General features: G+C 58.1%; 22 protein-coding genes. 9 read left to right on the top strand and 13 right to left on the bottom strand.

The features are described from left to right. Positions 1-82: 82 nt before the first annotated feature. From eno to EYC79_RS21885, 3 genes are all read right to left on the bottom strand, one after another. Positions 83-1,357 carry a phosphopyruvate hydratase gene (eno, locus tag EYC79_RS21895; protein WP_062427456.1) on the bottom strand — a complete coding sequence of 425 codons (1,275 nt, stop codon included), beginning with the start codon at positions 1,355-1,357 and terminating at the stop codon, positions 83-85. Between the two features lie 217 nt (positions 1,358-1,574). Next, positions 1,575-2,423 (bottom strand): 3-deoxy-8-phosphooctulonate synthase, encoded by an 849-nt coding sequence (gene kdsA / locus EYC79_RS21890; RefSeq protein ID WP_130979494.1) that lies wholly within the window; start codon positions 2,421-2,423, stop codon positions 1,575-1,577. Positions 2,424-2,558: 135 nt separating this feature from the next. Beyond that, positions 2,559-3,122: a hypothetical protein gene (locus EYC79_RS21885; protein ID WP_130979493.1), complete on the bottom strand. Its 564-nt coding sequence runs from the start codon at positions 3,120-3,122 to the stop codon at positions 2,559-2,561. Positions 3,123-3,478: 356 nt separating this feature from the next. Between EYC79_RS21885 and lexA the strand changes: the two genes are divergently transcribed. Then, positions 3,479-4,204: a transcriptional repressor LexA gene (lexA, locus tag EYC79_RS21880; RefSeq protein ID WP_130979492.1), complete on the top strand. Its 726-nt coding sequence runs from the start codon at positions 3,479-3,481 to the stop codon at positions 4,202-4,204. Positions 4,205-4,556: 352 nt separating this feature from the next. Here the strand turns inward: lexA and EYC79_RS21875 are convergent, their stop codons facing one another. Then, positions 4,557-4,955: a GFA family protein gene (locus EYC79_RS21875; RefSeq protein WP_130979491.1), complete on the bottom strand. Its 399-nt coding sequence runs from the start codon at positions 4,953-4,955 to the stop codon at positions 4,557-4,559. 257 nt (positions 4,956-5,212) lie between these two features. Here EYC79_RS21875 and EYC79_RS21870 point away from each other — a divergent pair, with 257 nt between their 5' ends. Continuing rightward, positions 5,213-5,902, top strand: a complete 690-nt coding sequence (locus tag EYC79_RS21870; RefSeq protein WP_130979490.1) for a glutathione S-transferase family protein — start codon at positions 5,213-5,215, stop codon at positions 5,900-5,902. A 10-nt stretch (positions 5,903-5,912) separates the two neighbouring features. Here EYC79_RS21870 and EYC79_RS21865 read toward each other — a convergent pair whose 3' ends face one another. Further along, a complete protein-coding gene (locus EYC79_RS21865; protein WP_335625487.1) occupies positions 5,913-8,393 on the bottom strand; it encodes a ComEC/Rec2 family competence protein in 2,481 nt (826 codons plus the stop codon). A gap of 258 nt (positions 8,394-8,651) precedes the next feature. Here EYC79_RS21865 and gltA point away from each other — a divergent pair, with 258 nt between their 5' ends. Then, a complete protein-coding gene (gene gltA / locus EYC79_RS21860) occupies positions 8,652-9,941 on the top strand; it encodes a citrate synthase (RefSeq protein WP_062440847.1) in 1,290 nt (429 codons plus the stop codon). A gap of 202 nt (positions 9,942-10,143) precedes the next feature. Beyond that, a complete protein-coding gene (locus EYC79_RS21855) occupies positions 10,144-10,581 on the top strand; it encodes a PACE efflux transporter (RefSeq protein WP_062440844.1) in 438 nt (145 codons plus the stop codon). Between the two features lie 91 nt (positions 10,582-10,672). On the opposite strand, the gene EYC79_RS21850 is transcribed toward EYC79_RS21855, so the two are convergent. From EYC79_RS21850 to EYC79_RS21835, 4 genes are all read right to left on the bottom strand, one after another. Further along, positions 10,673-11,236, bottom strand: a complete 564-nt coding sequence (locus tag EYC79_RS21850; protein WP_130979489.1) for an ABC-type transport auxiliary lipoprotein family protein — start codon at positions 11,234-11,236, stop codon at positions 10,673-10,675. Positions 11,237-11,310: 74 nt separating this feature from the next. Further along, positions 11,311-12,681, bottom strand: coding sequence for an MlaD family protein (locus tag EYC79_RS21845; protein ID WP_062427463.1), 1,371 nt, complete (start codon positions 12,679-12,681; stop codon positions 11,311-11,313). A gap of 2 nt (positions 12,682-12,683) precedes the next feature. Next, positions 12,684-13,523 carry an ABC transporter ATP-binding protein gene (locus EYC79_RS21840; protein ID WP_236760330.1) on the bottom strand — a complete coding sequence of 280 codons (840 nt, stop codon included), beginning with the start codon at positions 13,521-13,523 and terminating at the stop codon, positions 12,684-12,686. 10 nt (positions 13,524-13,533) lie between these two features. Beyond that, positions 13,534-14,694 (bottom strand): ABC transporter permease, encoded by a 1,161-nt coding sequence (locus EYC79_RS21835; RefSeq protein WP_130979488.1) that lies wholly within the window; start codon positions 14,692-14,694, stop codon positions 13,534-13,536. Positions 14,695-14,839: 145 nt separating this feature from the next. On the opposite strand from EYC79_RS21835, the gene dgcA reads away from it, so the two are divergent. Further along, positions 14,840-15,823 carry an N-acetyl-D-Glu racemase DgcA gene (gene dgcA / locus EYC79_RS21830; RefSeq protein ID WP_130979487.1) on the top strand — a complete coding sequence of 328 codons (984 nt, stop codon included), beginning with the start codon at positions 14,840-14,842 and terminating at the stop codon, positions 15,821-15,823. Between the two features lie 8 nt (positions 15,824-15,831). On the opposite strand, the gene EYC79_RS21825 is transcribed toward dgcA, so the two are convergent. After that, the gene (locus EYC79_RS21825) at positions 15,832-16,662 is read right to left on the bottom strand and encodes a UDP-2,3-diacylglucosamine diphosphatase (RefSeq protein ID WP_062427467.1); all 831 of its coding nucleotides are present in this window, start codon (positions 16,660-16,662) and stop codon (positions 15,832-15,834) included. Positions 16,663-16,895: 233 nt separating this feature from the next. Between EYC79_RS21825 and EYC79_RS21820 the strand changes: the two genes are divergently transcribed. Further along, positions 16,896-19,211, top strand: coding sequence for an NADP-dependent malic enzyme (locus EYC79_RS21820; protein ID WP_130979486.1), 2,316 nt, complete (start codon positions 16,896-16,898; stop codon positions 19,209-19,211). A 257-nt stretch (positions 19,212-19,468) separates the two neighbouring features. After that, positions 19,469-20,638 (top strand): DUF2865 domain-containing protein, encoded by a 1,170-nt coding sequence (locus EYC79_RS21815; protein ID WP_130979485.1) that lies wholly within the window; start codon positions 19,469-19,471, stop codon positions 20,636-20,638. A gap of 862 nt (positions 20,639-21,500) precedes the next feature. Here EYC79_RS21815 and murI read toward each other — a convergent pair. From murI to EYC79_RS21795, 3 genes are all read right to left on the bottom strand, one after another. Continuing rightward, positions 21,501-22,322, bottom strand: coding sequence for a glutamate racemase (murI, locus tag EYC79_RS21805; protein ID WP_130979484.1), 822 nt, complete (start codon positions 22,320-22,322; stop codon positions 21,501-21,503). Further along, on the bottom strand, positions 22,300-23,133 hold the full coding sequence (locus EYC79_RS21800) for an RNA methyltransferase (RefSeq protein WP_062427472.1): 834 nt from the start codon (positions 23,131-23,133) through the stop codon (positions 22,300-22,302). The genes murI and EYC79_RS21800 overlap by 23 nt, the downstream gene beginning before the upstream one ends. 77 nt (positions 23,134-23,210) lie before the next feature. Further along, positions 23,211-23,741 (bottom strand): hypothetical protein, encoded by a 531-nt coding sequence (locus tag EYC79_RS21795; RefSeq protein ID WP_165457097.1) that lies wholly within the window; start codon positions 23,739-23,741, stop codon positions 23,211-23,213. Between the two features lie 214 nt (positions 23,742-23,955). On the opposite strand from EYC79_RS21795, the gene EYC79_RS21790 reads away from it, so the two are divergent. Beyond that, positions 23,956-25,170, top strand: a complete 1,215-nt coding sequence (locus EYC79_RS21790; protein WP_062427554.1) for an NADP-dependent isocitrate dehydrogenase — start codon at positions 23,956-23,958, stop codon at positions 25,168-25,170. A 125-nt stretch (positions 25,171-25,295) separates the two neighbouring features. Then, entirely contained in the window at positions 25,296-25,919 is a 624-nt protein-coding gene (locus tag EYC79_RS21785) for a glutathione S-transferase family protein (RefSeq protein WP_130979483.1), read from the top strand. Positions 25,920-26,020: the final 101 nt, after the last annotated feature.

Raw genomic sequence — 26,020 nt, 5'->3', positions numbered from 1 at the left:
ACACAAAAAAACCCGCCGAGGCCATCGGCGGGTTTTCTATTATTGGGGCCTATGGAAAGCCCCAAAATCATCACAACTCAAATCAGCTACGAAGAATGGAGCGGCCAGCGTAAGCAGCCTGCGGACCCAGCATCTCTTCGATACGGATCAGCTGGTTGTACTTCGCCAGACGGTCAGAGCGCGACAGCGAGCCGGTCTTGATCTGACCGCAGTTGGTGGCAACAGCGAGATCGGCAATCGTGGAGTCTTCCGTTTCACCCGAACGGTGAGACATAACAGCCGTGTAGCGTGCCTTGTGCGCCGTCTCGACAGCGTCGAGCGTCTCGGTCAGCGAGCCGATCTGGTTGACCTTGACGAGGATGGAGTTGGCAACGCCCATCTTGATGCCGTCGCGCAGGCGCGCGGAGTTGGTAACGAAGAGGTCGTCGCCGACCAGCTGTACCTTGGAGCCGATCTTGTCGGTCAGGTACTTCCAGCCTTCCCAATCGTCTTCGGCCATGCCGTCTTCGATGGAGATGATCGGGTACTTGCCCGCGAGTTCCGCGAGGTAGTCAGCCATGGCTTCCGGCTCGAGCGTGCGGCCTTCGCCTTCCATCTCGTATTTGCCGTTCTTGAAGAACTCGGTCGAGGCGCAGTCGAGAGCAAGAGCGACGTCGTCGCCCGGCTTGTAACCGGCCTTTTCAACCGACTTCATGATGAAGTCCAGCGCTTCCGGCGCGCTCTTCAGGCCAGGGGCAAAACCGCCTTCGTCGCCGACATTGGTGTTGTGGCCCTGCGCTGCCAATTCCTTCTTCAGAACATGGAAAATTTCAGCGCCGATGCGCACCGCGTCACGAATGCTTTCCGCACCGACCGGCATGATCATGAATTCCTGGAAGTCGATCGGGTTGTCGGCATGCGCGCCGCCATTGATGATGTTCATCATCGGAACGGGCAGCAGGTGGGCGTTCGGGCCACCGACATAACGATAGAGTGGCAGGCCGGTCGTTTCGGCAGCGGCCTTGGCAACGGCGAGCGACACGCCGAGGATGGCGTTTGCGCCGAGGCGAGACTTGTTCGGCGTACCATCGAGCGCAATCAGCGTCTGGTCAATGTGGATCTGGCTTTCGGCATCGAAGCCGCCAAGCGCATCAAAGATCTCGGTGTTGACGGCCTCGACGGCCTTTTCAACGCCCTTGCCGCCATAGCGCTGTCCGCCATCGCGCAGCTCGACTGCCTCGTGAGCGCCGGTGGATGCGCCCGATGGAACGGCGGCGCGACCGAAGGAGCCGTCTTCGAGGTACACGTCGACCTCGACCGTGGGGTTGCCACGGCTATCGAGGATTTCGCGTGCGATGATGTCGGTAATGGCTGTCATGGTCTCTCCCTTGGGACTGGAACAGATGAATTTCAGTCGCTTGTCTTAGAGCGCATCGGCAAAACTGTGAAGCCGTTTTCGAGCCGGACGGCGGATAAGCGATTCTGAAAAGCGTGAAAGGTCATTGCCACTTCGCTGTAGACGAAGCGTGAGAAATTACAATGACGACGCCCAGCATCAGGCGTCGCCCAACCTATAAAAATCGATTAGGCCAAAATCAGGCGGCCTTGGCGATGGCGTCAAACGCCAGAAGCTTCTCCAGAAGCTTCGGCATATCCTTCAGATGAACCATGTTGGGACCGTCGGAAGGGGCATTGTCCGGGTCTTCATGGGTCTCGACAAACAGGCCTGCAATGCCGACGGCCACCGCCGCACGCGACAATGTCTCGACGAATTCGCGCTGCCCCCCGGTCGACCCACCCTGCCCGCCTGGCTGCTGGACGGAATGCGTCGCATCGAAGACCACCGGCGCATCGAGCGAGGCCATGATCGGCAGCGAGCGCATGTCAGAGACAAGCGTGTTGTAGCCGAACGATGCGCCTCGTTCGCAGAGGAGAACATTCGGATTGCCGCTCTCGTTTAGCTTCGCCAGCACATTCTTCATATCCCAGGGCGCCAGGAACTGCCCCTTCTTCACGTTGATCACGCGACCGGTCTTCGCGGCGGCGATCAGAAGATCGGTCTGGCGACTGAGGAAGGCCGGGATTTGCAGGACATCGACGGTTTCGGCGACAATGGCGCACTGCTCTTCCGTATGGATGTCAGTCAGGACCGGAAAGCCATATTCCTTCTTAAGATCGGCAAATATCTCCATGGCCTTGTCGAGACCGATGCCACGCTGTCCGGAGAGCGATGTGCGGTTGGCCTTGTCGAAGGATGACTTATAGACAAGCCCGATGCCGAGCCTGCCGCAAAGCTCATGCAGCGTGCCGGCAATCATGAAAGCGTGGTCGCGGCTTTCCATCTGGCACGGGCCGGCGATCAGCGAAAACCGCTCCGTGTTGGAGAAGGCGACAGCGCCTTTGCCTTCGCCGGCGACCACTTTCAAATTGTTCTTCACAGTCATCTCATTCCTCACGACACATGCGCCGGACATCGCCGGCAACCGCTTAACTTGCGATGTTGCACAGGCATTAGCAGCAAGCGCGCCATGTGTCACGAGATGAGGGAAGCTGCGGCCGGTACACCGACCGCCTGCCCTTCAGCCAGCATTCGCCTTCCGGACGACATCGGGATTGGCCTCGGAAAATTGCACAAACGGCCCGACCGCGCGCACGGCGTCGGAAAATCCGGCACTTCCCTTCAGCCCTTCCAGTTCTTCAGGCTTGAAGCCGTGAGTCAGCAACATGCGATAGACGTTCTCGCTGTTCTCACCACCGGCGGAAACCCAAGTCGGTAGCGATGCCTCCCAGGCCTTCTTCTCGCGCTGGTTTCGGTCGGCAACGATGGCAAGCTTGATCAGTCCGCCGATCGGAATGGGAATGCCGTTCACCGCAAGATCGGGGATGAAGCTCGCCGGATGAACGCCGCCAAGCGCGTGGTTCTTCAGGATCCGTGCGCAGTTATTGTCGCGCGTCGGCTCCTTGTTCTGCGAAACGCGCTTCTGATTGAGCTGAACGATGAGCTTGCAATTGGCCATCGTCGTGTTCAGGAGCAGCCGGTCGTACTCCTTGCGCTTCAAAGCTTCCGGTGAATTGGGATCGAGGGTCTGGCAACCGGCCAGCGCAATCAGCATTCCGATAAGTGTAAATCTAATTAGCTTCATAAAAATGTCCCTGCCCCAGACAGGCGCTAGGAAGCGGCGCCATAGAGCCCTGATAATTTTGTGGATAATGCTTCGAATGGCTTGGCCCTCATCCCACAGGATGACCGGATCGTGTGATCCTCGAAGCAGCTTGTAGATACCCGCAAAAATGAAATCATCAACCTGGAGACGAAAAAGACGCGCAATACCGTAAAGAAGCTATAAACTTCTACCATTGCGCGGATAACAGGACCGCGAATCCATGAGACGTGAACGTTTGCGGAATTTTAAGGGATTGCAGAACACATATGGAACATATAGTGTTCGTTCTGTATTTGTTTCGCGAATCTTCGCCACGTATTCCAAGGGTTTTCTTCATGCTCACGCGCAAACAGCAGGAACTGCTTCTTTTCATTCATGAGCGAATGAAAGAGTCCGGCGTGCCGCCATCTTTCGATGAGATGAAAGATGCCCTCGACCTTGCCTCGAAATCCGGCATCCACCGGCTGATTACCGCTTTGGAAGAACGCGGCTTCATCCGCCGCTTGCCGAACAGGGCAAGAGCCTTGGAAGTCATCAAGCTTCCGGAAGCCTATTCCGCACCCGCACAGAAGCCGCCGCGCGGTTTCTCGCCAAGCGTGATCGAGGGCAGCCTCGGAAAAGCCAAACCGCCTGAGCCGGCTCCCGCTTCGAAGCCAGCAAACGATCAGATCTCCTCCGCTGTCACCGTTCCTGTCATGGGACGCATCGCCGCCGGTGTGCCGATCTCCGCTATCCAGAACAACACCCACGATGTTGCCGTACCCGTCGATATGCTGGGCACGGGCGAGCATTATGCGCTTGAGGTCAAGGGTGACTCGATGATCGAGGCTGGCATCTTCGATGGTGACACCGTCATCATCCGCAACGGCAGCACCGCCAACCCCGGCGATATCATCGTCGCACTGGTGGATGATGAAGAAGCCACCTTGAAGCGCTTCCGCCGCAAGGGTGCTTCCATCGCCCTGGAGGCCGCGAACCCAGCCTATGAAACCCGTATCTTCGGACCGGATCGGGTCAAGATCCAGGGCAAGCTGGTCGGCCTCATTCGTCGCTATCACTGAGCGGACGATAGTCGGCTCAAACTGGCTGCCTGTGCTCTTGCAGAGGCAAGACGCGCTGACCTCGTTGGCAGATGCGGCGATGTTGGGCTGCCTGTGATCGCGCCGAGGTTTCGACGCTGGTTCTCTTCGTCTTGTCTTCGTCTTGTCTTTGTCTTTCTTGTTATCCTCATTCTCGATCCGAGGATGAAAGTCGAAAGATTGGCGGATGGTCGGGTGCATGCCGATCATGGCCTTCGAACGGCGGCAATCTTTCAGTGCCACAGACAAGCGCCCTCGCCCGTCGCTTCTAAGAGCGGGACGTAGAGACGCAGCTAATCCACGTCGCGGCTACCATCCGACAAGGTAGACAGTCTCATCGCCCCTTTTCCGTTCTGCCTGTCGATTCCCGGTCTCGTTCATATTGGCGCAATGCCGGGAAATCCGGCAGCCACGCCTCACGGCGGACCGTCCAAAGCTCGTAGGTCGGCTCGAACTGATTTGGTGAATCGAAAGAACCGAGATTGACCTCGACTTCGTCGTCACTTTTTCCGAAGACCGGCGAACCGCAGTTGGGACAGAAGAAACGGCCATTATAGCTGCGTGTTTCTCCTTCGATGGTAACGGCATCCTGCGGGAAGATGGCGGATGCGTGGAAAAGCTCGCCGTGATGTTTGCGACAATCCATGCAGTGACAAATCCCGATACGGTAGGGCTCGCCGACTATCGAAAGCCTCACGCTGCCGCAGGCACAACCGCCAGATTTCATGTTCATCTTGATCGCTCCATTTGCTTGACGCCTCCCATCAAACCGCGACGAACCGATGAAGTTCATTGTCTTCTGTTTTCGGACACGTGAGAACCGCGAACGCATCAATTCATATGATAGCTGACATGACAGACTCGGCCTGTATGTCCTCTCGGTGATGCGTTAGGACCATGGACAGAGAAATAATATCCGCACTTTACACGCATGGATGCTTTTGCTGATTGCACGCGATGCAAGCCGCCATATCACCAGAAGGAGACAATATGTACGAACTCTACATCGCCAACAAGAACTACTCCTCCTGGTCCCTCCGGCCTTGGGTGCTGATGCGGACATTGGAGATTCCCTTCAAAGAGCATCTCGTCCCGTTCAACGATCCCGATCCCAAGAACGACTTCAATCACTTCTCCCCCACCGGCAAGGTGCCTTGCCTTGTGGATGGCGATGTCACCATCTGGGACTCGCTTGCGATCATCGAATATCTGGCGGAACGGCATGATGGTGTCTGGGCTGAGGATGCCAAAGCGCGGGCATGGTCGCGCTCGGCATCCGCGGAGATGCATTCCGGCTTCCAATCGCTCCGCAATCTGCACCCAATGAGCGTAGGCTTGCGGATCCGGCCGGTTCCAGCAACCGAGGCGCTCCGCAAGGATATCGCGCGTATCGACGCGCTATGGCAACAGGGCCTCGACAGCTTCGGAGGGCCGTTTCTGGCCGGTACGAATTTCACCGCTGTCGACGCCTTCTTCTGCCCCGTCGCGTTTCGCTTCCAGACCTACGGCACAGCACTCTCTCCAACGGCGGAGGCCTACAAGACCCGCCTCCTGAGCTCGCCGGCAATGAAGGACTGGGAGGAGGCAGCGATCCGGGAGCCGTGGCGCGACTTGGAGCATGAAGAGGAAGCGCGGGCGTCTGGCGAGATTATCGAAGACCGCCGCTCCGAAGCGGGTTGAAGCAAAAGACTTACGGTCGGGCCGCCAGCATCGTCTCGATATGCGACGGCATCGCGCCGTCAGAGGTCTTGCTGCGCCAGTCATAGGCGCGGTGGATCGACCAGGGTCTGGCAACGTCTTGCATCGCCGCGCGCGCAGCCGCGACGGGCGCTCCGGCCTCATTCAGCCAGAGTTCCAGCGAGCCTGTCTTTCGCAATGTTGTGGCGCTGATCAACAGCGCGCCCGAACGACAGTTTGAAAACGGCACGAAACGCGACGTCACGACGATGTCCGCCAGATCGCAGGCTGTTCCGGTCAACGCCGTGTTCGAAATGACCGCGACTTTGACGCCGCTCTCATGCCGTCCCGCGCACCAGACATTTTTCTGGCACGAGAAGCCATTCGTCCGCTCGAAAGCCAGAATCATCTTGTCGCGAGCCTCTTGCTTCTGCTGATCGGTCAGAACGGCCGGTCGGCGCGGCGTTGGCGATGCCGTGTCCTCTCGTTCACCCGCCTTGTCGTCATCCACCATGACAGGGGCCACATGCGTATCCGGCAGCGGCACCGCCCTCGCCCACTGATCAAAGACGAACCCCTTCGCCTGGCGCTTGGTCGTCACAACGAACTGATCCGTGCGAAATGCGACGAGGACACCATCCTCGTAGATCAATAAATCCGGCTTTGCTCTGTTCTGCTCAAGCGGCACCAGAACGAGACCAGCCAGAATCAGGGGAAGCCCCAAGAGCGCGAGGTGGGTCCGTAGCAAGGTCAGAAGAAGAAATCCGATTGTCGAGACGCCCAGAAACCAGGAGTGCTGCCGCCCGATCGTGGCATCTCCACCCCAACTGGAGACGGTGTTGGCAATGTCGATCACCATGGCCATGCCGTAACCCATCAGCTTCAGGAAGGGCGCGTCCAGACCGAAAGGCATGAGCAGCATGGCGATCAGCGCAGACGGCATGACGATGATCGACATGACGGGCATTGCGGCAAGATTGGCGGCCAGTCCGTAGGTGGTGATACGGTGGAAATGCTCGATGGAGTAGATCGCAGTCGAGACACCCCCAATCAACGAGGTGATGACGACACCGCCGATCACAGCACTCGCTTTGGACGAGGCCACCATCCACAAGGGCGGGCGCGCGATGAAGAGGCGTTCGCGATTGCCCCGCCATCTGCTCCAGAAGGAATAGGCCGCAACCAGTGCCAGCGTTGCGGCAAAGGACATCTGAAAACTCGGACCCATGATTTCATGTGGCGAAACCGCGATGATGACGATTGCGGCAAGGGCCACATTGCGCAGACTGATCGACGGCCGGTTGACGAGAACCGCTGCCAGCATGATCGACATCATCAACCATGCCCGCTCGGCAGAGACGGCAAAGCCTGAAATCAGATAATAGGCGAATGTCATCAACAGCGCGGCAAAGGCAGCGATCTTCTTGACGGGATAGCGCTGCGAAAACCCTGGAAACAGGCTGAACACCATACGCATACCGACGAAGAAGATGCCGGATGCCAGTGCCATGTTGAGCCCGGAAATGGCAACGATATGGGCGAGCCCCGACACGCGCAAAGCTTCCATCGTCTCGCTGGAGATCGCGCGCCGCTCATCCGTGATGATCGAAGCCGCAAAAGCACCCGCGTCGCCGCCGATGACGCTGCGGATTCGTTCGGCAATAGCGGAGCGCAGTGCGTAGAGCCCCGAACCCGCTGCTTCCAGCCAGCCCGCTTCGTCCGTCGTTTCGGCCTGCGTCGGTAGAGCCTTTGGCGCGCTGTAGAAAAATCCTGTCGCACCGATCCCATCGAAATACGCAGAAAAGGCAAAGTCGTTGAGGCCCGGCAATGCCGGCCCGGATGGAGGCGAAAGGCGCGCCTTGCCGGTGATGCCTGCACCGACAGCGATCGGTTGTTCGCGACTGCGCGAGAGAACGGATATCCGGTTTGGCAGCCGCGTCAGAGAAGGTCCACTCGTCGAAGTCAGGGCGATCGTGTAGCGCCAATAGCCCTTGGCATCCACCTCCCGCCGCTCCACCTTGCCGATGATCGTCGTCGTCACGGCACTGTCCAGCACCGTGGTCCCAACGCGGCGCGTCTCCCAGTTCGCCAGAAGCATGCCCAGCAGCAGAAGCGCAAGCGTTGCCAACACGAAGGACAGTGCGTTCTGCCGGTGCCGCGTGATGATGGCGATCGGGATGATGCAAAGACCACTCACAAGCAGAACGACGTCGGATGGCGGAGAGGCGAGCGAGAACCACAGTGCCGCGCCAGCGCCAACCAGCACGGGGATGAAAAGGAAGTCCTGCCGGTATTGAAGCTCCTCCGTGACGCAACGCGATAAGGTCGATTGCAATCGCTGTGCAAAGCCTTGAGGCGCAGGACGCGGCGGAGCAAAGAGTACGACATCCGTATTGGTAAGAGCAGCGGGCGCATTGATGCTGTCGAGCTCCACCTTCACAGGCGTGCCCGTCTCCAGCAAGCGGAACTGCTGCCGTTCCCCGTAGTCTTTCAAGTGCCGCCCCTCGGTCCCTTAGGACCAATTTGCAGCCTTGCGATTCGGATTGCAATCCAGTGTGCAGATTAAGGAAGCATTGACTTAAAACGAAACAGTAAAGTGGCAAAACCGATCAGAACGGCTTATTCCAATTCTGCGATGCACAATTTGCCTTTTGGATAGCTTGGCATCGTCGCGCGGATCATATAGCTAAATCCGTGACGCTTAATTGGCCGATGCGTCAACCCGCATCGCCTGCATATTCGGAGGTATGGTATGACGGAAAAAAGCGCTACAGTGACCCTCGGCGACAAGACGGTCGATCTTCCTGTACGAGAAGGTACGATTGGCCCGCGCGTCGTCGATATCGGCACCCTGTACAAACACACCGGCTCCTTCACCTACGACCCCGGTTTCACCTCGACCGCTTCGTGCGAATCCAAGATCACCTATATCGATGGTGACGAAGGCGTTCTGCTGCACCGCGGTTACCCGATCGAGCAGCTTGCCGAACAGGGCGACTTCCTCGAGACCTGCTACCTGCTGCTTTACGGCGAACTGCCGACGACCGCGCAGAAGAAAGACTTCGACACCCGTGTGACGCGTCACACCATGGTGCATGAACAGATGAGCCGCTTCTTCACCGGCTACCGCCGCGACGCCCACCCGATGGCTGTCATGTGCGGTACGGTTGGCGCCCTCTCCGCCTTCTACCACGACTCGACCGACATCACCGATCCGCACCAGCGCATGGTCGCGTCTCTGCGCATGATCGCCAAGATGCCGACGATCGCAGCCATGGCCTACAAGTACCATATCGGCCAGCCCTTCGTTTACCCGAAGAACGATCTCGATTACGCATCGAACTTCCTGCACATGTGCTTTGCCGTTCCGTGCGAAGAGTACAAGGTGGACCCGGTTCTGGCCCGCGCCATGGATCGCATCTTCATCCTTCACGCTGACCATGAGCAGAACGCGTCCACCTCGACCGTTCGTCTGGCCGGTTCCTCGGGCGCAAACCCGTTCGCATGTATCGCAGCCGGCATCGCCTGCCTGTGGGGCCCCGCTCATGGCGGCGCCAACGAAGCAGCGCTGAACATGCTGAACGAGATCGGCACCGTCGATCGTATTCCTGAATACATCGCACGCGCCAAGGACAAGAACGATCCGTTCCGCCTGATGGGCTTTGGTCACCGCGTCTACAAGAACTACGATCCGCGCGCCAAGATCATGCAGAAGACGATGTACGAAGTGCTGGAAGCGACCGGCAACTCCGACGATCCGATCATGCAGGTTGCGCTCGAACTGGAAAAGATCGCCCTTTCGGATCCTTACTTTGTCGAGAAGAAGCTCTACCCGAATGTCGACTTCTACTCCGGCATCACGCTGAAGGCGCTCGGCTTCCCCACGACCATGTTCACCGTTCTCTTCGCTCTTGCCCGCACCGTCGGCTGGATCGCCCAATGGAACGAGATGATCGAAGATCCGCAGCAGCGTATCGGTCGTCCGCGCCAGCTCTACACCGGCGCTGCAAAGCGCGACTACGTTCCGGTTTCCAAGCGCTGATCCGCAGTCGGGACCTCCAGACAAAAAAGCGTCTCTTTCGAGGCGCTTTTTTTATGCGCAGTTTTTCGGCAATCCATCCTCGCGATACCCGAAGACTTGAAGCAAAAGCCGCTTCCGCTTATATCGTCCTTGCGAGGACGACCTCGGCCATGGCGGCGACAGCATTCGGGACGGCCCGATTTGGTTATCTCGGGAGTTTCCCATGCGCAGCATAGGCGATCGTATCCGCCACGCCCTCAGCTTTGAAATTATCGGCCTCGCTTTGGTCATTCCACTCGGCACTGTCGTCTTCGCCATGCCGATGAGCGACATCGGCATTGTCGGCGTCGTCAGCGCCACCGTCGCGACGGCGTGGAATTATCTTTACAATCTCGGCTTCGACCACACCCTGCAGCGCCTGCGCGGCACCACGCTCAAGACACCAGCGATCCGTGTGGCGCACGCGGTTCTGTTCGAGCTTGGACTTCTGATCGTTCTGATGCCGTTCATTGCATGGTATCTCGGCATCGGCCTGATCCACGCACTAATCATGGATATCTCGTTCGCGCTCTTCTACGTCGTCTACGCCTTCGTCTTCAATTGGGCCTATGACGCGATCTTCCCGCTGCCGGAATGGCAGAAGGAAGCAGCAGCCGAGTAAGGCTACCAGATTAAACCCACAGGTAATCGCAAAGAAAAACGCCGCGCATCGAATGATGTCGCGGCGTTTAATTTTACATCGTGGATGGCGATCAGAGCGCCTTCAACGTCCAGGCCACAATCTCGCGAGAGGCAGCGGCAAACGCCGAGTCGAGCGCTTTGACAAAGTTCGCGTTGCCCGTACCGCTGACTCGCGCGCTTGCACGGAACACGTCCTGCGCCCGCACCGTGCCGTTGCGATCGTTCAGCAACTGTACCGAAATCTCGATGTTGGCGACATTGTTCTTGGTGTCGACCTCGAAGGCGCGAATATCGGTGACGACCTGATAGTCGATCGCCAGACCCTGCCCCGGACGCCCAACACCGCCGAGGCGGCCCGTATCCTGGAAGGCTTCGACCAGCTTCGACTGCACCATGCGCGGCAGGCGATCGCTCCATTGCGAGTTTGCAAGATACTGCACTTCCGAGTTGGAAAGCCGTACCACGATGTTCTCGCTATCGAGCGCCTTCAGCGCGGTTGGCTCAGCCACCAGAAGCTGGCGTCCCTTGAGGGATCGCGCCTGCGTCACCGGCGCGGGTGAGACGGAAAGATCGAACGTATCGTTCTTAGCGCCACCGCCGCAGCCTGCCAGGATCGCACCAAGCAAGGGCATCATCACAGCAAACTTCGTGGAGACCGCGGATATTTTCCGCCGTGGTATCTGCAAAATCATGAAACCAGGAACCTCCATCAACGCCGTGTCCGGCCATCATATTGTTTTACATTTTCGCCACCGAAGATCAGGCGCTGCGGATCGCGATCGAAATTGGTGATCGTATTGTTGAGATTGTTGACCGTATCACGGGTGCTGCTGATCAGCGCTTGAAGATCCCTCAGGCCCGAATTCGAGAAGCGAGTGAGGTTGTCGGCAATCGGGCCAATACGTCCGTTGAGATTGTCAGCAACCGCCTTGAAGGAGTTGAGAGTCTCACGTGCCTTGGCAAAAAGCGAATCCGCGTCATCGGTTCCCAGCATGCCGTCCACTTTCGCGAGAATGCCGTCGACGCGGCTCGACGCCATGTTCAGCTTGCGAGACATATCGGTGAAGTCGGCAATTGCTTGATCGATATCCTGACGGCGCGTTCCAACGTCATCGGCGATCTGGCGGAAGGTGGAAATCGCCTGGCGAGCGTCGGCAGTCGCAGCCGACACATCTTCAACCGTATTGCTCACCTTCGCGGTATCGACCGAAGCCAGAAGCTCATCGGCGCGCTTCAACACGTTTTGAGCGTCCGAACTTGCCTGTTCGAAGTTACGTGAGGTGCGTTGCACGTTCTCCATAACCGCTTGAATGCCGCTGGAAGAGGCCGCCACGTCGGACGTCACCTTGTCAACATTGGTGAGAATCGAGTCGATCTTCTGGGAATCCACCGCCTTGACCAGATCTTCAACGGCCGTCAGCGTTCCATCGAGACGAACCGAAACCGACTGAACGGTTGTCGACAATGAGCTCAGGCTCTCGAGGAAGTTTTCGATGCCATCGGAGTTGGAGGCGAGCGCTGCAGAGAATTTCTCGGCATTGCGAACGGTTTCCGTCAGCGGTCCGCGCGCATCCTGCACGAAGCCCTGCAGTTCTCCGATCGCACCATCCGCACGCTTCAGAATCTTGTCGGCGGTGGCAAGCAGGTTCGTCACACTGGACAGATCAGCCGTCAGCTCTGCTGGCACGCCGGTTTCGAAGGACTTCTGGAGAATGCGTTCCTCATTGCTACGCCCGCCCGAAAGCTCGACATAGGCAGCGCCCGTCAGGCCCTGGATTTCCAGAACCGCGCGAGTGGACGGAAAGACCGGCGCATCCGCCTGCACTTCCGTATAGGCAATCGAGTAAGCAGGATCCTGCTGATCGATCGAAAGACCACGAACCGTACCGACGGGTATGCCGTTGAACCGTACCGGCGAACCGACAGACAGACCATTGGCCGATCCTGGAATACGGATCGTCAGCTGCGCCACTGGCCCGCCGCGTCCGAATTCGGCCATCCAGTAAACGAAGCCGAATGCCGCCGCGACCACGATGAGCGTAAAAATACCGACAATGGTGTAATTCGCCTTGGTTTCCATGCCTATCCGTTACTCCCCGGAATCTGTTGCGTGCCATCCGGAAGGACGACGGCGCGAGCCCGCTTTCCGCGGAAATATGATTGGACCCAGGGATCGTCGTTATTGAACATATCCTCGAGTGTACCTTCGACTGCCACCTTCTTGTTGCCGAGAACGGCAATGCGGTCGCAGACTGAAAACAGGCTGTCGAGATCGTGGGTCACCATGTAGACGGTCAGACCCATCGAATCGCGCAAGCGCGCAATCAGCATATCAAATTCTGCAGCCCCGATCGGATCGAGACCCGATGTCGGCTCGTCCAGGAAGACGAGGTCCGGGTCGAGCGCCAGAGCGCGCGCCAATGCCGCGCGCTTGATCATGCCGCCTGAAAGTTCGGATGGAAACTTGTCGCCGGCATCCGGCTTCAAACCCACCATCTCGATCTTCAAAGCCGCAAGCTCATCCATCAGCTTTTGCGGCAGATCGAGATATTCGCGCATCGGCAGCTGAATATTCTCTTTCACAGTCAGACCGGAGAAGAGAGCGCCCTGCTGAAAGAGCACACCAAGACGCGTATCGAGCGCCATGCGTTCTTCGTCCGAGGCCTTGTCATAGTCAGTCCCAAGGATCTTGATCGAACCGCCCTGGCGCGGCAAGAGCCGCAGCACAGTGCGCATCAGTACCGATTTACCGGCACCGGACGGACCAATAAAGCCCAGAATTTCACCGCGATAGACATCGAGATCGAGATTGTCGAGCACGAGCTTGTCGCCAAAACCGACAGTCACGCCCTCCACCGAAAGCACGACTTCGCGATCGGTCTTGCTGTCTTTCCTGTCCTCGACTGCTTGTCCTTGATCCACAGCCCTCTCCTTAAAAATCGATGGCTGAATAGAAGATGGCGAAAAGCGCATCGACGAGGATCACGACAAAGATTGACTTGACCACCGAGGCCGTCACGTGTTGACCGAGCGATTCCGCGCTGCCGCCAACCTTCATTCCTTCGACGGATGCCACAATGCCGATGATCAGGGCCATGAATGGCGCCTTGATCATGCCGGACGCGATCGTCGAACCTTCCACGGCACTATGAAGACGCGAGAGAAACACTTCAAACGTGATACCCGAATAAATAAGCGAAACGATCGCAGCGCCGAACAAGGCCGAGAAATTGGCGATGATGGTGAGAAGCGGCAAGGCGATGGTGAGCGCCACCAGACGTGGGAACACCAGAACGCCGACAGGATTGAGACCGATGACTTTCAGCGCATCAATTTCCTCGCGCATCTTCATCGAACCGATCTCAGCGGTAATCGCGCTGCCCGACCGGCCGGCGATCATGATAGCGGTCAGAAGAACGCCGATCTCACGCAATTGGAGAATGCCGACGAGGTCGACCACAAAGACTTCTGCGCCGAAATATCTGAGCTGGAACGCGCCCTGCTGCGCGATGATCGCACCGATCAGGAACGACATCAGCGTAATGATGGGCACCGCACGTACACCCATGTGATCGACCTGGTTGACGATGGCGGCAGGCGATACGCCACGCCCTCGGCCGAGCTTCATCTGCGCGCCACGAACAGCAGAGCCCAGAATAAACATGCCGGCCATAAAGTCCGACCCCGCCTGGACGACATTGCGTCCGACGGGTTCGAAGATGCGGCTTAAAATACCCTGCTTTTGCGTATCCTTCGGCGGCAGCGGCGCTTCATCGGGAAGCGAGGTGATGATCTCCTCGACCTTCTCGTTGCCCTCGAAGCTGACATTTGAGCCGGACTTCTCCAGACGGCTCCGCAGGCTATGGAGGATCCATGCACCGGTCGTATCGATATGGTCGATACCCGAAAGGTCGATCGTGATCGGCCCGGATGCAGCTGATTTCTCGATCTTGTCGAGTTCGGGCAGAACGGGAGAGATGTTCGCGTTGCGCCAGGAACCGGAGAGCACGTAGCGCGCGCCGCCGCGCTCCGCGTTCTCATCCGCCGAGATTGCAGCCTGTTCCACCCGCTTGCCTGGTTCCTGTTCTTGCATATTTCTCCGCGTGAATGCAGCTTACTGAAAGATTCTCTTAACGATTCATATCTTTTGCCGGACCAGCAAGCCACAGCGGTGCACCGTAAATGGATACATATTTTGCAGGTTCCATGGTTTTACCCCCAACTATAAGGCAATTTTGATGAGCCGTTACCTCGAAGCCACAGCGCAGATCTTCCCGGTTGCAGGAAGCTTCACCATTTCGCGGGGAAGCCGCACGGAAATCCATGTGGTGACCTGCACCATTTCCGACAATGGCGTCCAAGGTCAGGGAGAGTGCGTCCCCTACGCGCGCTATGGCGAAACGATCGAAGGCGTCCTGGCAGATATTGACGCAGCTGCGAAGGCAATCGCTTCGGGGCTCGACCGGGAGCATCTTCAGCAGGCCATGAAGCCAGGTGCTGCGCGCAACGCCGTCGACTGCGCCTTGTGGGATCTGGAAGCGAAGCTCTCCGGAAGACCCGCCTTTGCTCATTTTTTGCCGTCTGCTCCAAAACCCTTGATGACGGCTTACACGATTTCGCTCGCCGATGCGCAGACGATGGCGGCGAAGACCAGAGAAAATGCCCATCGCCCGCTCTTGAAGATAAAGACGGGAACAGAGGATGACGAAGAGCGCCTACGCGCCGTTCGTGCGGCAGCACCAGATGCCGCAATCATCGTCGATGCCAACGAGGGATGGCGTGAAGACAATGTAGAGCACCACATGGCCGTTGCCGCGGAGCTCGGGATCTCCTTGATCGAGCAGCCTCTCCCAGCCGGCAACGATGCGTTTTTAGCAACGATAAAGCGACCCGTGGCAATCTGCGCGGATGAGAGCGTCCACCTCACAAGAGACCTTGCATCCCTTCGCGATCGTTACGATGCGATCAACATCAAGCTCGACAAGACAGGTGGCCTTACCGAGGCTTTGGTGATGAAGCAGGAGGCCGAGCGTCTCGGCTATCAGATCATGGTGGGATGCATGCTGGGAACGTCGCTTGCCATGGCACCCGCTGTGCTACTGGCGCAAGACGTGGCCTTTGCCGATCTTGACGGCCCTCTGCTTTTGGCGCGCGATAGAGAGCCGGGTCTTGTCTATGACGGTTCCCTCGTTCATCCGCCACAGCCGGAGCTGTGGGGATAAAGACATCCTCAGGCCGCTTTTGTATCAACGAGCTTGGGAAACATCACCGGCTCCAGCTGGCGCACCGTTGGCTCTTCCGCGCTGTCGCTGGTCTGCATCCAGGTGATCAGCTCGAAAGAGCCGTCAAGGTTCTCGACAATGGCCGTGCAGCTTTCCACCCAGTCGCCGGTATTGATGTAGCGGATACCGTCGATATCCTCCATCACCGCGTGGTGAATATGGCCGCAAATGACACCATCCACCTTGTTGCGCCGGGCCTCGTCGGCTACCACACGCTGGAACTCGCCGATGAAGTTGACGGCATGCTTTACCTGGAGTTTCGCCCAGGCGGAGAAAGACCAGTAAGGCAGGCCGATACGGCGGCGAACCGCCGCGATCGCGACGTTGACGGCAATCGCCGCATCGTAGGCCCAGTCACCAAGGTAAGCGAGAAGGCGTGCATTGCGCACGACGACGTCGAACTCGTCGCCATGCAGCACGAGATATTTCTTGCCGTCCGCTGCCTCATGGATCATGCGCTCGGCCACTTCGATGCCGCCGAAATGGGTGCCGGGGAATTCGCGTAAGAATTCGTCGTGATTTCCGGGGATGTAGACGATGCGCGCGCCCTTGCGCGCCTTGCGCAAAAGCTTCTGCACCACGTCGTTGCAGCCCTGCGGCCAGTACCAGCTTCGGCGAAGGCGCCAACCATCGATGATATCACCAACGAGCACAATCGTGTCCGCCTCGTGATACTTCAGAAAGTCCAGCAGAAAATCCGTCTTGGCCGCTTTCGAGCCAAGATGCACGTCGGAAATGAAAAGCGTCCTGAAGTGTCTGGTTTCGGTCTGCGTGGCCATGGTCTCGTCCCCTCGTCTCATGAAAGGCGTTTGGAAATCTTTCACTCTTGGGAAAACCAGACTCGTGTTTCAGCAAGATGACAAAGCGGCACTTCCATGGTCTGACGCTGGTCTTTTTGCGAATATCGCCTTTCTCGCTTTTGCATGCCACCCGCCAAATAAACGGCTGTACGGTCGAACTGTTTGCTGTATGCAAAGACCTTCGTGACAATTGAAATAAAGCGGTGAAAAAGATGAGTTCTCAGGACAAGGGCACGACGCAAGACAAGAGCAGCAATGCGGATCTGGATGAGCAGGCGCTCTTCTACCATCGCTATCCTCGCCCGGGTAAACTTGAGATCCAGGCGTCCAAGCCGCTCGGCAACCAGCGCGATCTGGCGCTCGCCTATTCACCGGGCGTCGCCGCCCCCTGCCTTGCCATTCATGAAAATCCGGAAACAGCGGCGCAATATACTGCACGCGCCAACCTTGTGGCGGTGATTTCAAACGGCACCGCCGTTCTCGGTCTCGGCAATATCGGCCCGCTTGCGTCGAAGCCCGTGATGGAAGGCAAGGCCGTCCTCTTCAAGAAATTTGCCAATATCGACGTCTTCGATATCGAAATCGACGCGCCCGGCATCAACGATATGGTCTCCACCATCTCGGCACTTGAGCCCACCTTCGGCGGCATCAATCTCGAAGACATCAAGGCGCCCGAATGTTTCGAAGTCGAGCGCCAGCTGCGCGCCAAGATGAACATCCCGGTCTTCCACGACGATCAGCACGGAACAGCAATCATCGTCGCGGCAGCCGTCACCAACGCGTTGGAACTCGCCGGCAAGGCCTTGTCGGACGTCAAGATCGTCGCATCAGGTGCCGGTGCAGCGGCTCTCGCCTGCCTCAACCTGCTGGTGGAGATGGGCGCCAAGCGCGAAAACCTCTGGGTCCACGACATTGAAGGCCTCGTCTATGACGGCCGCAACACGTTAATGGACGAATGGAAGGAAATCTACGCGCAGAAGACCGACAAGCGCGTGCTCGCCGAATCCATTGAGGGCGCAGACGTGTTCCTCGGTCTCTCGGCCGCAGGCGTTCTGAAGCCCGAGCTTCTGGCAAAGATGGCAGAAAAGCCATTGATCCTGGCACTGGCGAACCCCAAGCCTGAAATCATGCCAGAAGAAGCACGCGCTGCACGCCCGGATGCAATGATCTGCACCGGTCGCTCGGACTTCCCGAACCAGGTCAACAACGTTCTCTGCTTCCCTTACATCTTCCGCGGCGCGCTCGATTGCGGCGCAACCAGCATCAATGAAGAGATGAAGATGGCGGCGGTCCGCGCGATTGCCGAACTGGCCCGCGAGGAAGTCTCCGAAGTCGCTGCCAAGGCCTATAGCGAAGAGACGCCGGTCTTTGGCCCGAACTACCTGATCCCCTCGCCTTTCGATCCACGCCTTATCCTGCGCATCGCCCCCGCCGTCGCGCGCGCTGCCGCCGCAAGTGGCGTCGCATCGCGACCCATCACCGATTTCGATGCCTATCTCGATCAGTTGAACCGCTTCGTCTGGCGTTCCGGCTTCATCATGAAGCCGATCTTCAACAGTGCCAAGAGCGCGGAAAAGAAGCGTATCATCTTTGCCGAAGGCGAAGATGAGCGCGTGCTGCGCGCCGCTCAGGTGCTTTTGGAAGAAGGCACCGGCATCCCGATCCTGATCGGTCGTCCGCAGATCATCGAAACGCGCCTGAAGCGCTTCGGCCTGCGCATTCGCCCGAATACGGATTTCGCCGTGGTCAACCCGGAAGACGATCCACGCTACCGCGACTATGTCGATGACTACTTCGCGCTGGTCGGCCGTGCCGGCATCAACCCGGAAGCGGCACGCACGATCGTTCGTACCAACACCACCGTCATCGGCGCTCTCTCCGTCAAGCGCGGTGAGGCCGATGCCCTGATCTGCGGTCTGGAAGGCCGGTTTGACCGTCACCTGCGCGATGTCAACCAGATCATCGGCAAGCGCGAGGGCGTTCAATCGTTCGGCGGCCTCAGCCTGCTGATCACCCAGCGTGGCGCGCTCTTCATGACCGATACCTTCGTCAATTACGATCCGAGCTCGGAAGACGTCGCAGAAATGGCGATCCTGGCCGCAAAGGAAATCAAGCGCTTCGGCATCACCCCGAAGATCGCGCTTGCCAGCCATTCGAACTTCGGTTCGCGTGATTCCGTCAGTGCCCGAAAGATGCGCGCAGCGCTTCAACTCGTTCGCGACAGGGCGCCTCATTTGGAAATCGACGGCGAAATGCAGGGTGGTTCGGCGCTCTCGGAAATGTTGCGCAAGCGCGCCATGCCCAACAGCGCCTTGTCCGGTGAGGCGAACCTCTTGGTCTTCCCGAACCTGGACTCGGCCAATATTTCGCTTGGCGTCGTGCGCACCATGACGGAAGGTCTGCATGTCGGGCCGATCCTGCTTGGCACGGCCCTGCCCGCACATATCCTGTCGCCCACCGTCACCTCGCGTGGCGTGGTCAACATGGCAGCGCTTGCCGCCGTCCAGGCATCGCACCCTTCGATGTGATGGCCTGGGTTTCAAGCATGGTTCAAGCAAAATTGTGCAGCGGTTTTGCGATGACAACATGCGTCGAAACAAGGACCTACGGCGTAAGGAGCGAATCTGAACGATCGCGACACGCTTCAGGCCTGACGTTATTGCGTCACTTCGAATTAACGCAATTTTGAAGCTGCTGTTGCCGCATTGCGGCACAGCCCTATGCTATCCTGAACTTAATCCTGCCGCGAGCGTTGGTGATTGATGTTGAAAGGGATGCGGACTGAATGCTGACGGGCCTGCAGAAAACGAATGGGCGCCCGGCGCCGCGCCGCAACCGTCTCATCGGTTCCCTGTTGGCCGCCCTCCTCGTCGCACCCGTTGCCGTGCAGGCGCAGGACATCTGCGAAACGCTCGAAGCACAACTGAGACAACCGGCAGAGTCCACCCAGGTTATCGGTACCACAGCGCAGGTTCGGCAATTTGCCAATGCGCTGGCACAGCAGAACCTCGTGATCCGCCGCATCAAGAACGATCTAAGGAGCTACGGCTGCTCATCCGGTAGTGTGATTGTCTATGGAAATCCAAATGCGCAAATCTGCGGTGATATCGCGGATGCCCTGGCGCAAGCGGAAGCCGAACGGGACATGATCGCTGAAGACCGCAATCGTATGCTTGCGAGCCGTCGCACCGAAGCCGCCGACCGGTGGGATCGGATCATGGCAGCGCTGGATGCGGAGGGCTGCCTCGACCGTCGGCCACCCGATTACGCATCGACGGACCCAGGCTTGGATGCCCAGCCCCGTGGCTACACCGACCCCTTCAATGACAATCAAAGGGACATTGGCAATTACGGCCCGACACCAGATATGCCGGCCGAGGGCGGCTTGAGGACGCTTTGCGTGCGCACCTGCGACGGAGCCTTCTTCCCCATATCCTCCAACGCGACGCCGATGGATTTCAGTGCTCAAGCTGCCCAGTGCGAGCGGATGTGCCCTGGCACCGAGACGGAACTCTTCTACCATTCCATGGTCGGACAAGAGAGTTCCGATATGGTCTCAGCCAAGACCGGTCAGCCTTACAAGTCGATGCCAACGGCTTTTGCCTATCGCAACGGCTCACCCTCGACACGCTCACCATCATGTTCCTGCAACATGGCGGCCTATCATCAAGAGATGAGGAAGCAGGAAGAGCAAGCGAGAGCGCCACAATCCTCTCCTGATCAGTCCTATTCCGGCATCACCCGGATCCCTGCCCCGAAGACGGAAAATCCCACACCAGCGTCGCCCGAACCCGCACCGCAGGTCGAGGCCAAGGCATCCCCCGTCCCCAAAAGGGAATACGATCCGAAGAACAGTAAGGTGCGCATCGTCGGCCCGCAGTTTCTGCCGGAAGAGACAAGCCGCATCGACCTGAAAAATCCTGCCTTGAAAGGGGCACAGCCTCAACAGGAATAAAACCGCTGCGGCAGACCGATAAGGCATGGCGCAGCGGTGGATGCGCTTGGTCTCGAAAGCGTGTCGCAATCTTTGGGATTCGCTTATTGCGCTTTCGCTCTTTGTTTTCTCGCAAGTCGTTATCGCAAAACCGCTGCCCACTTTTGCGTGGACCATGCTTTAGAACCGAGGGAACCAGGGCGGCACCAGCGGCTGGCCAGGCATCGGTTCGCGCACCGGAAGGCCGGCATCCCGCCGAAGCCGATCGCTAAGATGCGTGGCATGGTTTCTCGTCTGCCGATGCTTCATTGCACCCAGAACTGCCGCCTTCAGCGTGGCCCAGGCACCAAAACGGCGAACCAATTCTTCGACGGTTCTGGAAAGATCACTTACACTCAAAGATTGTTGTTTAGACATAGGTCATCCGTCCCGGCGCAAGATAGCAACCAGGTCCTCTTGTGAAGGAAAAAAGGCGTGCGGAAACGTTCTGCGCAGCAACAGACTGCGAGGTCAAAAGACTATCGACACACCGTGATGTATAGTGAAAAAGCCTGCAAAGGCAGGGAAAAGCTTAGATAGCGATTCCACGTCGGTATGCGCGAAGCATCATTCCGGACATCGGCGGAGCTACGGACATAACCATACCAGAGAGGCAAAAATGCTTAAATGTAGTCATCTAACGCCTCCTGTTCTTGAGTTGCGAGCCCGATTTTTTTGACACATCTTCGATTCGCCTGCAAGAGGTTCAATCTCGAATTGTATCAATGAGCTTTCATCAGTGCAAAAATGTCACAATGGACTTAGAACACCGTGCGTTTAACCGGGCGCACAAAGGACGCGTTATCGTCTTTGATCGACGCGTCCTACTTCCTGAGCTCGGCGCTCAGTATTGCTCGATCTTCAAACCAAAGCCCTGCATCAGTCTTCTCGTGGTAAAATCCGGCTGACCTGAGGTGAAGATGGCGAAATCGAAGCCCTCAGGATGCTCGGCACCCTGTAGCACCTCGACCTTGCGGCGTGCCTGCCGGGCAATCGCTTCTGCCGGATCCAGCCAGTCTACCGGCCAGGGGGCAAGCCTGCGGAACACATTCGCCATGAACGGATAATGCGTACAGGCAAGCACCACGATGTCGGTGCGCCGGCCCTGATCCTCATTGAAGCACGGCGAAATTTCGGCCAGCACGGCATCATCCGAGACGCTCTCTCCTCTGATCCAGCTTTCCGCCATGCGTGCCAGATTTTCCGAACCGACCAGGCGCACGTGACACTGCGAGGCGAAAGACTGGATGAGGTCACGCGTATAGGCGCGCTTCACCGTGCCAGGCGTCGCCAGCACAGACACGAGGCCGGAACGGGTGCGTTCTGCCGCGGGCTTGATGGCGGGCACCGTTCCGACGAAGGTCATGTCGGGAAAGGCGGCCCGCAGGTCTGCACCGGCAAGCGTGAAAGCCGTATTGCAGGCAATGATGCAGATTTCCGGCTGATAGGTGTCGAGCAATTGGGCAAACAGCGACAGTATGCGCTGGCGCAACCCATCCTCTTCCCATCCGCCATAAGGGAAACCCGCATCGTCTGCGACATAGATGAAGCCACGCTCGGGCATCAAAACCCGCGCCTCGCGCAAGACCGTCAACCCGCCGATGCCGGAATCGAAGACGAGAACCGGCTTTGAGACGGGAAGATCAGTCGTTGTCGCCAGAGCCATTCGTCGGTGTCCCCTCGCCTTCGGCGCTTTTCTCTGTCCGTTTCGGCCAGCGGCGCGGAAACGCGTCCAGCGACTTGATCACGCCGCGAAACACGCTGATCTCCTGCTCCGTAAATCCCCGTCGTGACAGAACAGCGCGCAGATTGTCGACCATTTTGGGCTTTTTTTCAGCCGGGTGGAAATATCCGCGCGCATCCAGCGCCTCTTCGATCTGGTCGAACAGGCCGAAAACCTGTTCCTTGGTGGAAGGCCGTTGCTGCACCGACTGGAACGCAGTCTCGGCAAGGTCCTCCATGCCGGATTTCATCCACTCATAAGACATCAACAGCACAGCCTGTGCGATGTTGAGCGATGCGAAGGCCGGGTTGACGGGGAACGTCACGATCTCGTCGGCCAGCGCCACTTCCTCGTTCGTCAGGCCCCAGCGCTCGCGACCGAACATGATGCCGGTCCTTTCGCCTGCCTTGAACTTGGCGCGCAGGGTTTCGGTCGCAGTGACAGGCGCGCGCACCGGCTTGAAGCCGTAACGCTCGCGTGCCGTCGTCGCATAGACGAAGTTCAGATCGCGAACCGCATCCTCCAGCGTTTCGTAGACCTTGGTGGCATCGATCACATGATCGGCCTTCGAGGCGGCCGCGCGTGCTTTCTCGCTCGGCCAGCCATCGCGCGGATTGACCAGACGCAGCTCGGCCAGCCCGAAATTCGCCATGGCGCGTGCCACCATGCCGATATTTTCGCCAAGCTGAGGCTCGACCAGAATGATCGCCGGGCCTTCGGCAATGAGTTCGAGATCGCTGTTTGTACCTGCCATAGTCGCCTTCCAATTTTTAGGCTTCACTGGCACAGTTTTCCGCGCAAATCAAAGGCAAGGCGTGTGTTACGCGCGGCTTATTCGCCCTTGATGATGTTTGCCATCTCTTGCTGCACGGAATCGCGGCCCTCATCGCCAACACGATGAATGTCATTGATGACCGGCTTGCCGTCTTCTTCGATCACATCGAAATTGACCTGATCGACGGTCGCCTTCATTTCGGCCTCATCCATGCAGGCCCAGAGCTTGAACTTGACGGTGACATCGCTCACGCCGTCCTTGGGCGGCGCTGCCGAGATGTTAACGTCCTGCAGCGGGCAGCCATCCTGCGAATTGGTGACCACGTCATAACCGAAGGGGTCGCCCTTCTCGCCTGCCGCTGCCTCATAGGCGGGCTTCTTCGAGGCTTCGCGATATTGGGCGATGAACGCCTTGCTGAACAGCGTCGTCAGCAGATCTTCGTCGAAAATATACTTCCAGTCATCGGCCTCGCCGGACCAGTTCTTCACCGTAATATCCATGACCTTCTTCACCGGCTCGGTGGGATCGGCGGCAAAGGCGCTGGAGGAAACGAATAATGCGGCAATGGCGAGCAGAACTTTCTGCATGATGACGTCCTGAAACTTCAGCTTACCCAACGTAAGCGATTCGCCTGAATCTAATCCGCGAATGTGTTTTGGCAATCCGGTAACAAGGCTTTTAGAAAGGCCAAAAAAGCTGACCGATGGCTTTGCCTCTGCCGCTCGCAATGCTATAGCGCCACGGGATATTGACCCTTATGGCGCTCGATTGGGCGCAACCGTTCTCGAAGGTGAGGAATTCATGACAAAGATCAAGGTAGCCAATCCGGTCGTCGATCTCGACGGCGACGAAATGACCCGTATCATCTGGCAGCTCATCAAGGACAAGCTGATCCTGCCATACCTCGATCTCGATATCGAATATTACGACCTTTCCGTTGAAAACCGCGACGCTACCAACGACCAGGTAACCGTTGATGCGGCACACGCCATCAAGAAGCATGGCGTCGGCATCAAGTGCGCGACCATCACACCGGACGAAGCCCGCGTGGAAGAATTCAACCTCAAGCAGATGTGGAAGAGCCCGAACGGCACGATCCGCAACATTCTGGGCGGCGTCATCTTCCGCGAGCCGATCATCTGCAAGAACGTTCCGCGCCTGGTTCCAGGCTGGACCCAGCCGATCGTTGTTGGCCGTCACGCTTTCGGCGACCAGTACAAGGCAACCGACTTCAAGTTCCCCGGCAAGGGCAAGCTGACGATCAAGTTCGTCGGCGAAGATGGCCAGGTCATCGAGAAGGATGTGTTTGACGCTCCGAGCGCCGGCGTGGCTCTTGCGATGTACAACCTCGACGATTCCATCCGCGAATTCGCCCGTGCATCGATGAACTACGGCCTGATGCGCAAGTGGCCGGTTTACCTGTCCACGAAGAACACCATCCTGAAGGCCTATGACGGTCGCTTCAAGGACATCTTCGAAGAAGTCTACCAGAGCGAATTCAAGGCGCAGTTCGACGAAGCAGGCATCACCTATGAGCACCGCCTGATCGACGACATGGTCGCATCTGCGCTGAAGTGGTCCGGCGGCTACATCTGGGCCTGCAAGAACTACGACGGCGACGTTCAGTCGGATACCGTGGCACAGGGTTTCGGCTCGCTCGGCCTGATGACCTCGGTTCTCCTGTCTCCGGATGGCCGCACGGTCGAAGCAGAAGCGGCGCACGGCACAGTGACGCGCCACTACCGCCAGCACCAGAAGGGTCAGGAAACCTCGACCAACTCCATCGCATCGATCTTCGCTTGGACCCGTGGCCTCGCCCACCGCGCCAAGCTGGACGACAATGCTGAACTGGCAAAGTTCGCCACGACGCTGGAAACCGTCTGCGTCGACACCGTCGAAGCCGGCTACATGACCAAGGACCTCGCGCTCCTCATCGGTCCGGATCAGCCTTGGCTCTCCACCACCGCCTTCCTCGACAAGATCGACGAAAACCTCAAGAAGGCCATGGCTGCCTGATCGGCATCTACCCTTTAGAGACCTTCGAAAACCCGGCCTTCGCGCCGGGTTTTCTTTTGCCCCCAATCGATGTCTTGATTAGGTCATGCTGCCGGAGCAAACTCTGCTCAACAAGGGAGAGAGACATGAGCGATCTGACATTCTACACCCATCCCATGTCACGCGGACGCATCATCCGCTGGATGCTGGAGGAAGTGGGCGGATCTTACGACACCAGAATCATCGGCTTCGACAGCGACATGAAGGCTGGCGAGTACAAGGCGATCAATCCCATGGGCAAGGTGCCCGCGATCAAACACGGCGACGTCGTCGTGACGGAATGCGCAGCCATCTGCGCCTATCTGGCCGACGCCTTCCCAGAGAGGGGTCTTGCCCCTCCCACCAACCATCGTGGCCTTTACTATCGCTGGCTCTTCTTTGCGGCCGGCCCCCTGGAAATGGGCGTCAGCAACCGCGCAATGGGTCTGGTGATTCCGGAAGACAAGTATCGCATGGCCGGATGCGGACGCTTTGAAGACCTGATGGACACCCTCGAATACGCCGTGACGCAGAACGCTTTTATTGCTGGCGACAGCTTCACCGCCGCCGACGTCTATGTGGGCTCGCATATTGGATGGGGTCTGCAATTCGGTTCGATCGAGAAGCGCCAAGCCTTTGCCGATTATCTCGGTCGCCTCGGTCAGCGCCCGGCTTTCCTGCGCGCTCAGGAGATCGACGATTCCATCATAAAGAAAATGCAGACAGCCTGACGTCGCACGGCCTTTGGCGCATCTCATTCTATCAAAAGATGCGTCAGACGACCCCCAAAACCTACCTAGGATTGATCTAAGCCATTGTGAATGTTGTAGAA

It is taken from the genome of Agrobacterium cavarae (assembly GCF_004310285.1).
Lineage (GTDB): Bacteria > Pseudomonadota > Alphaproteobacteria > Rhizobiales > Rhizobiaceae > Agrobacterium > Agrobacterium cavarae.
Note: the sequence above shows the minus strand (reverse complement) of the source record. Positions and strands in the feature narration are given on the sequence as shown.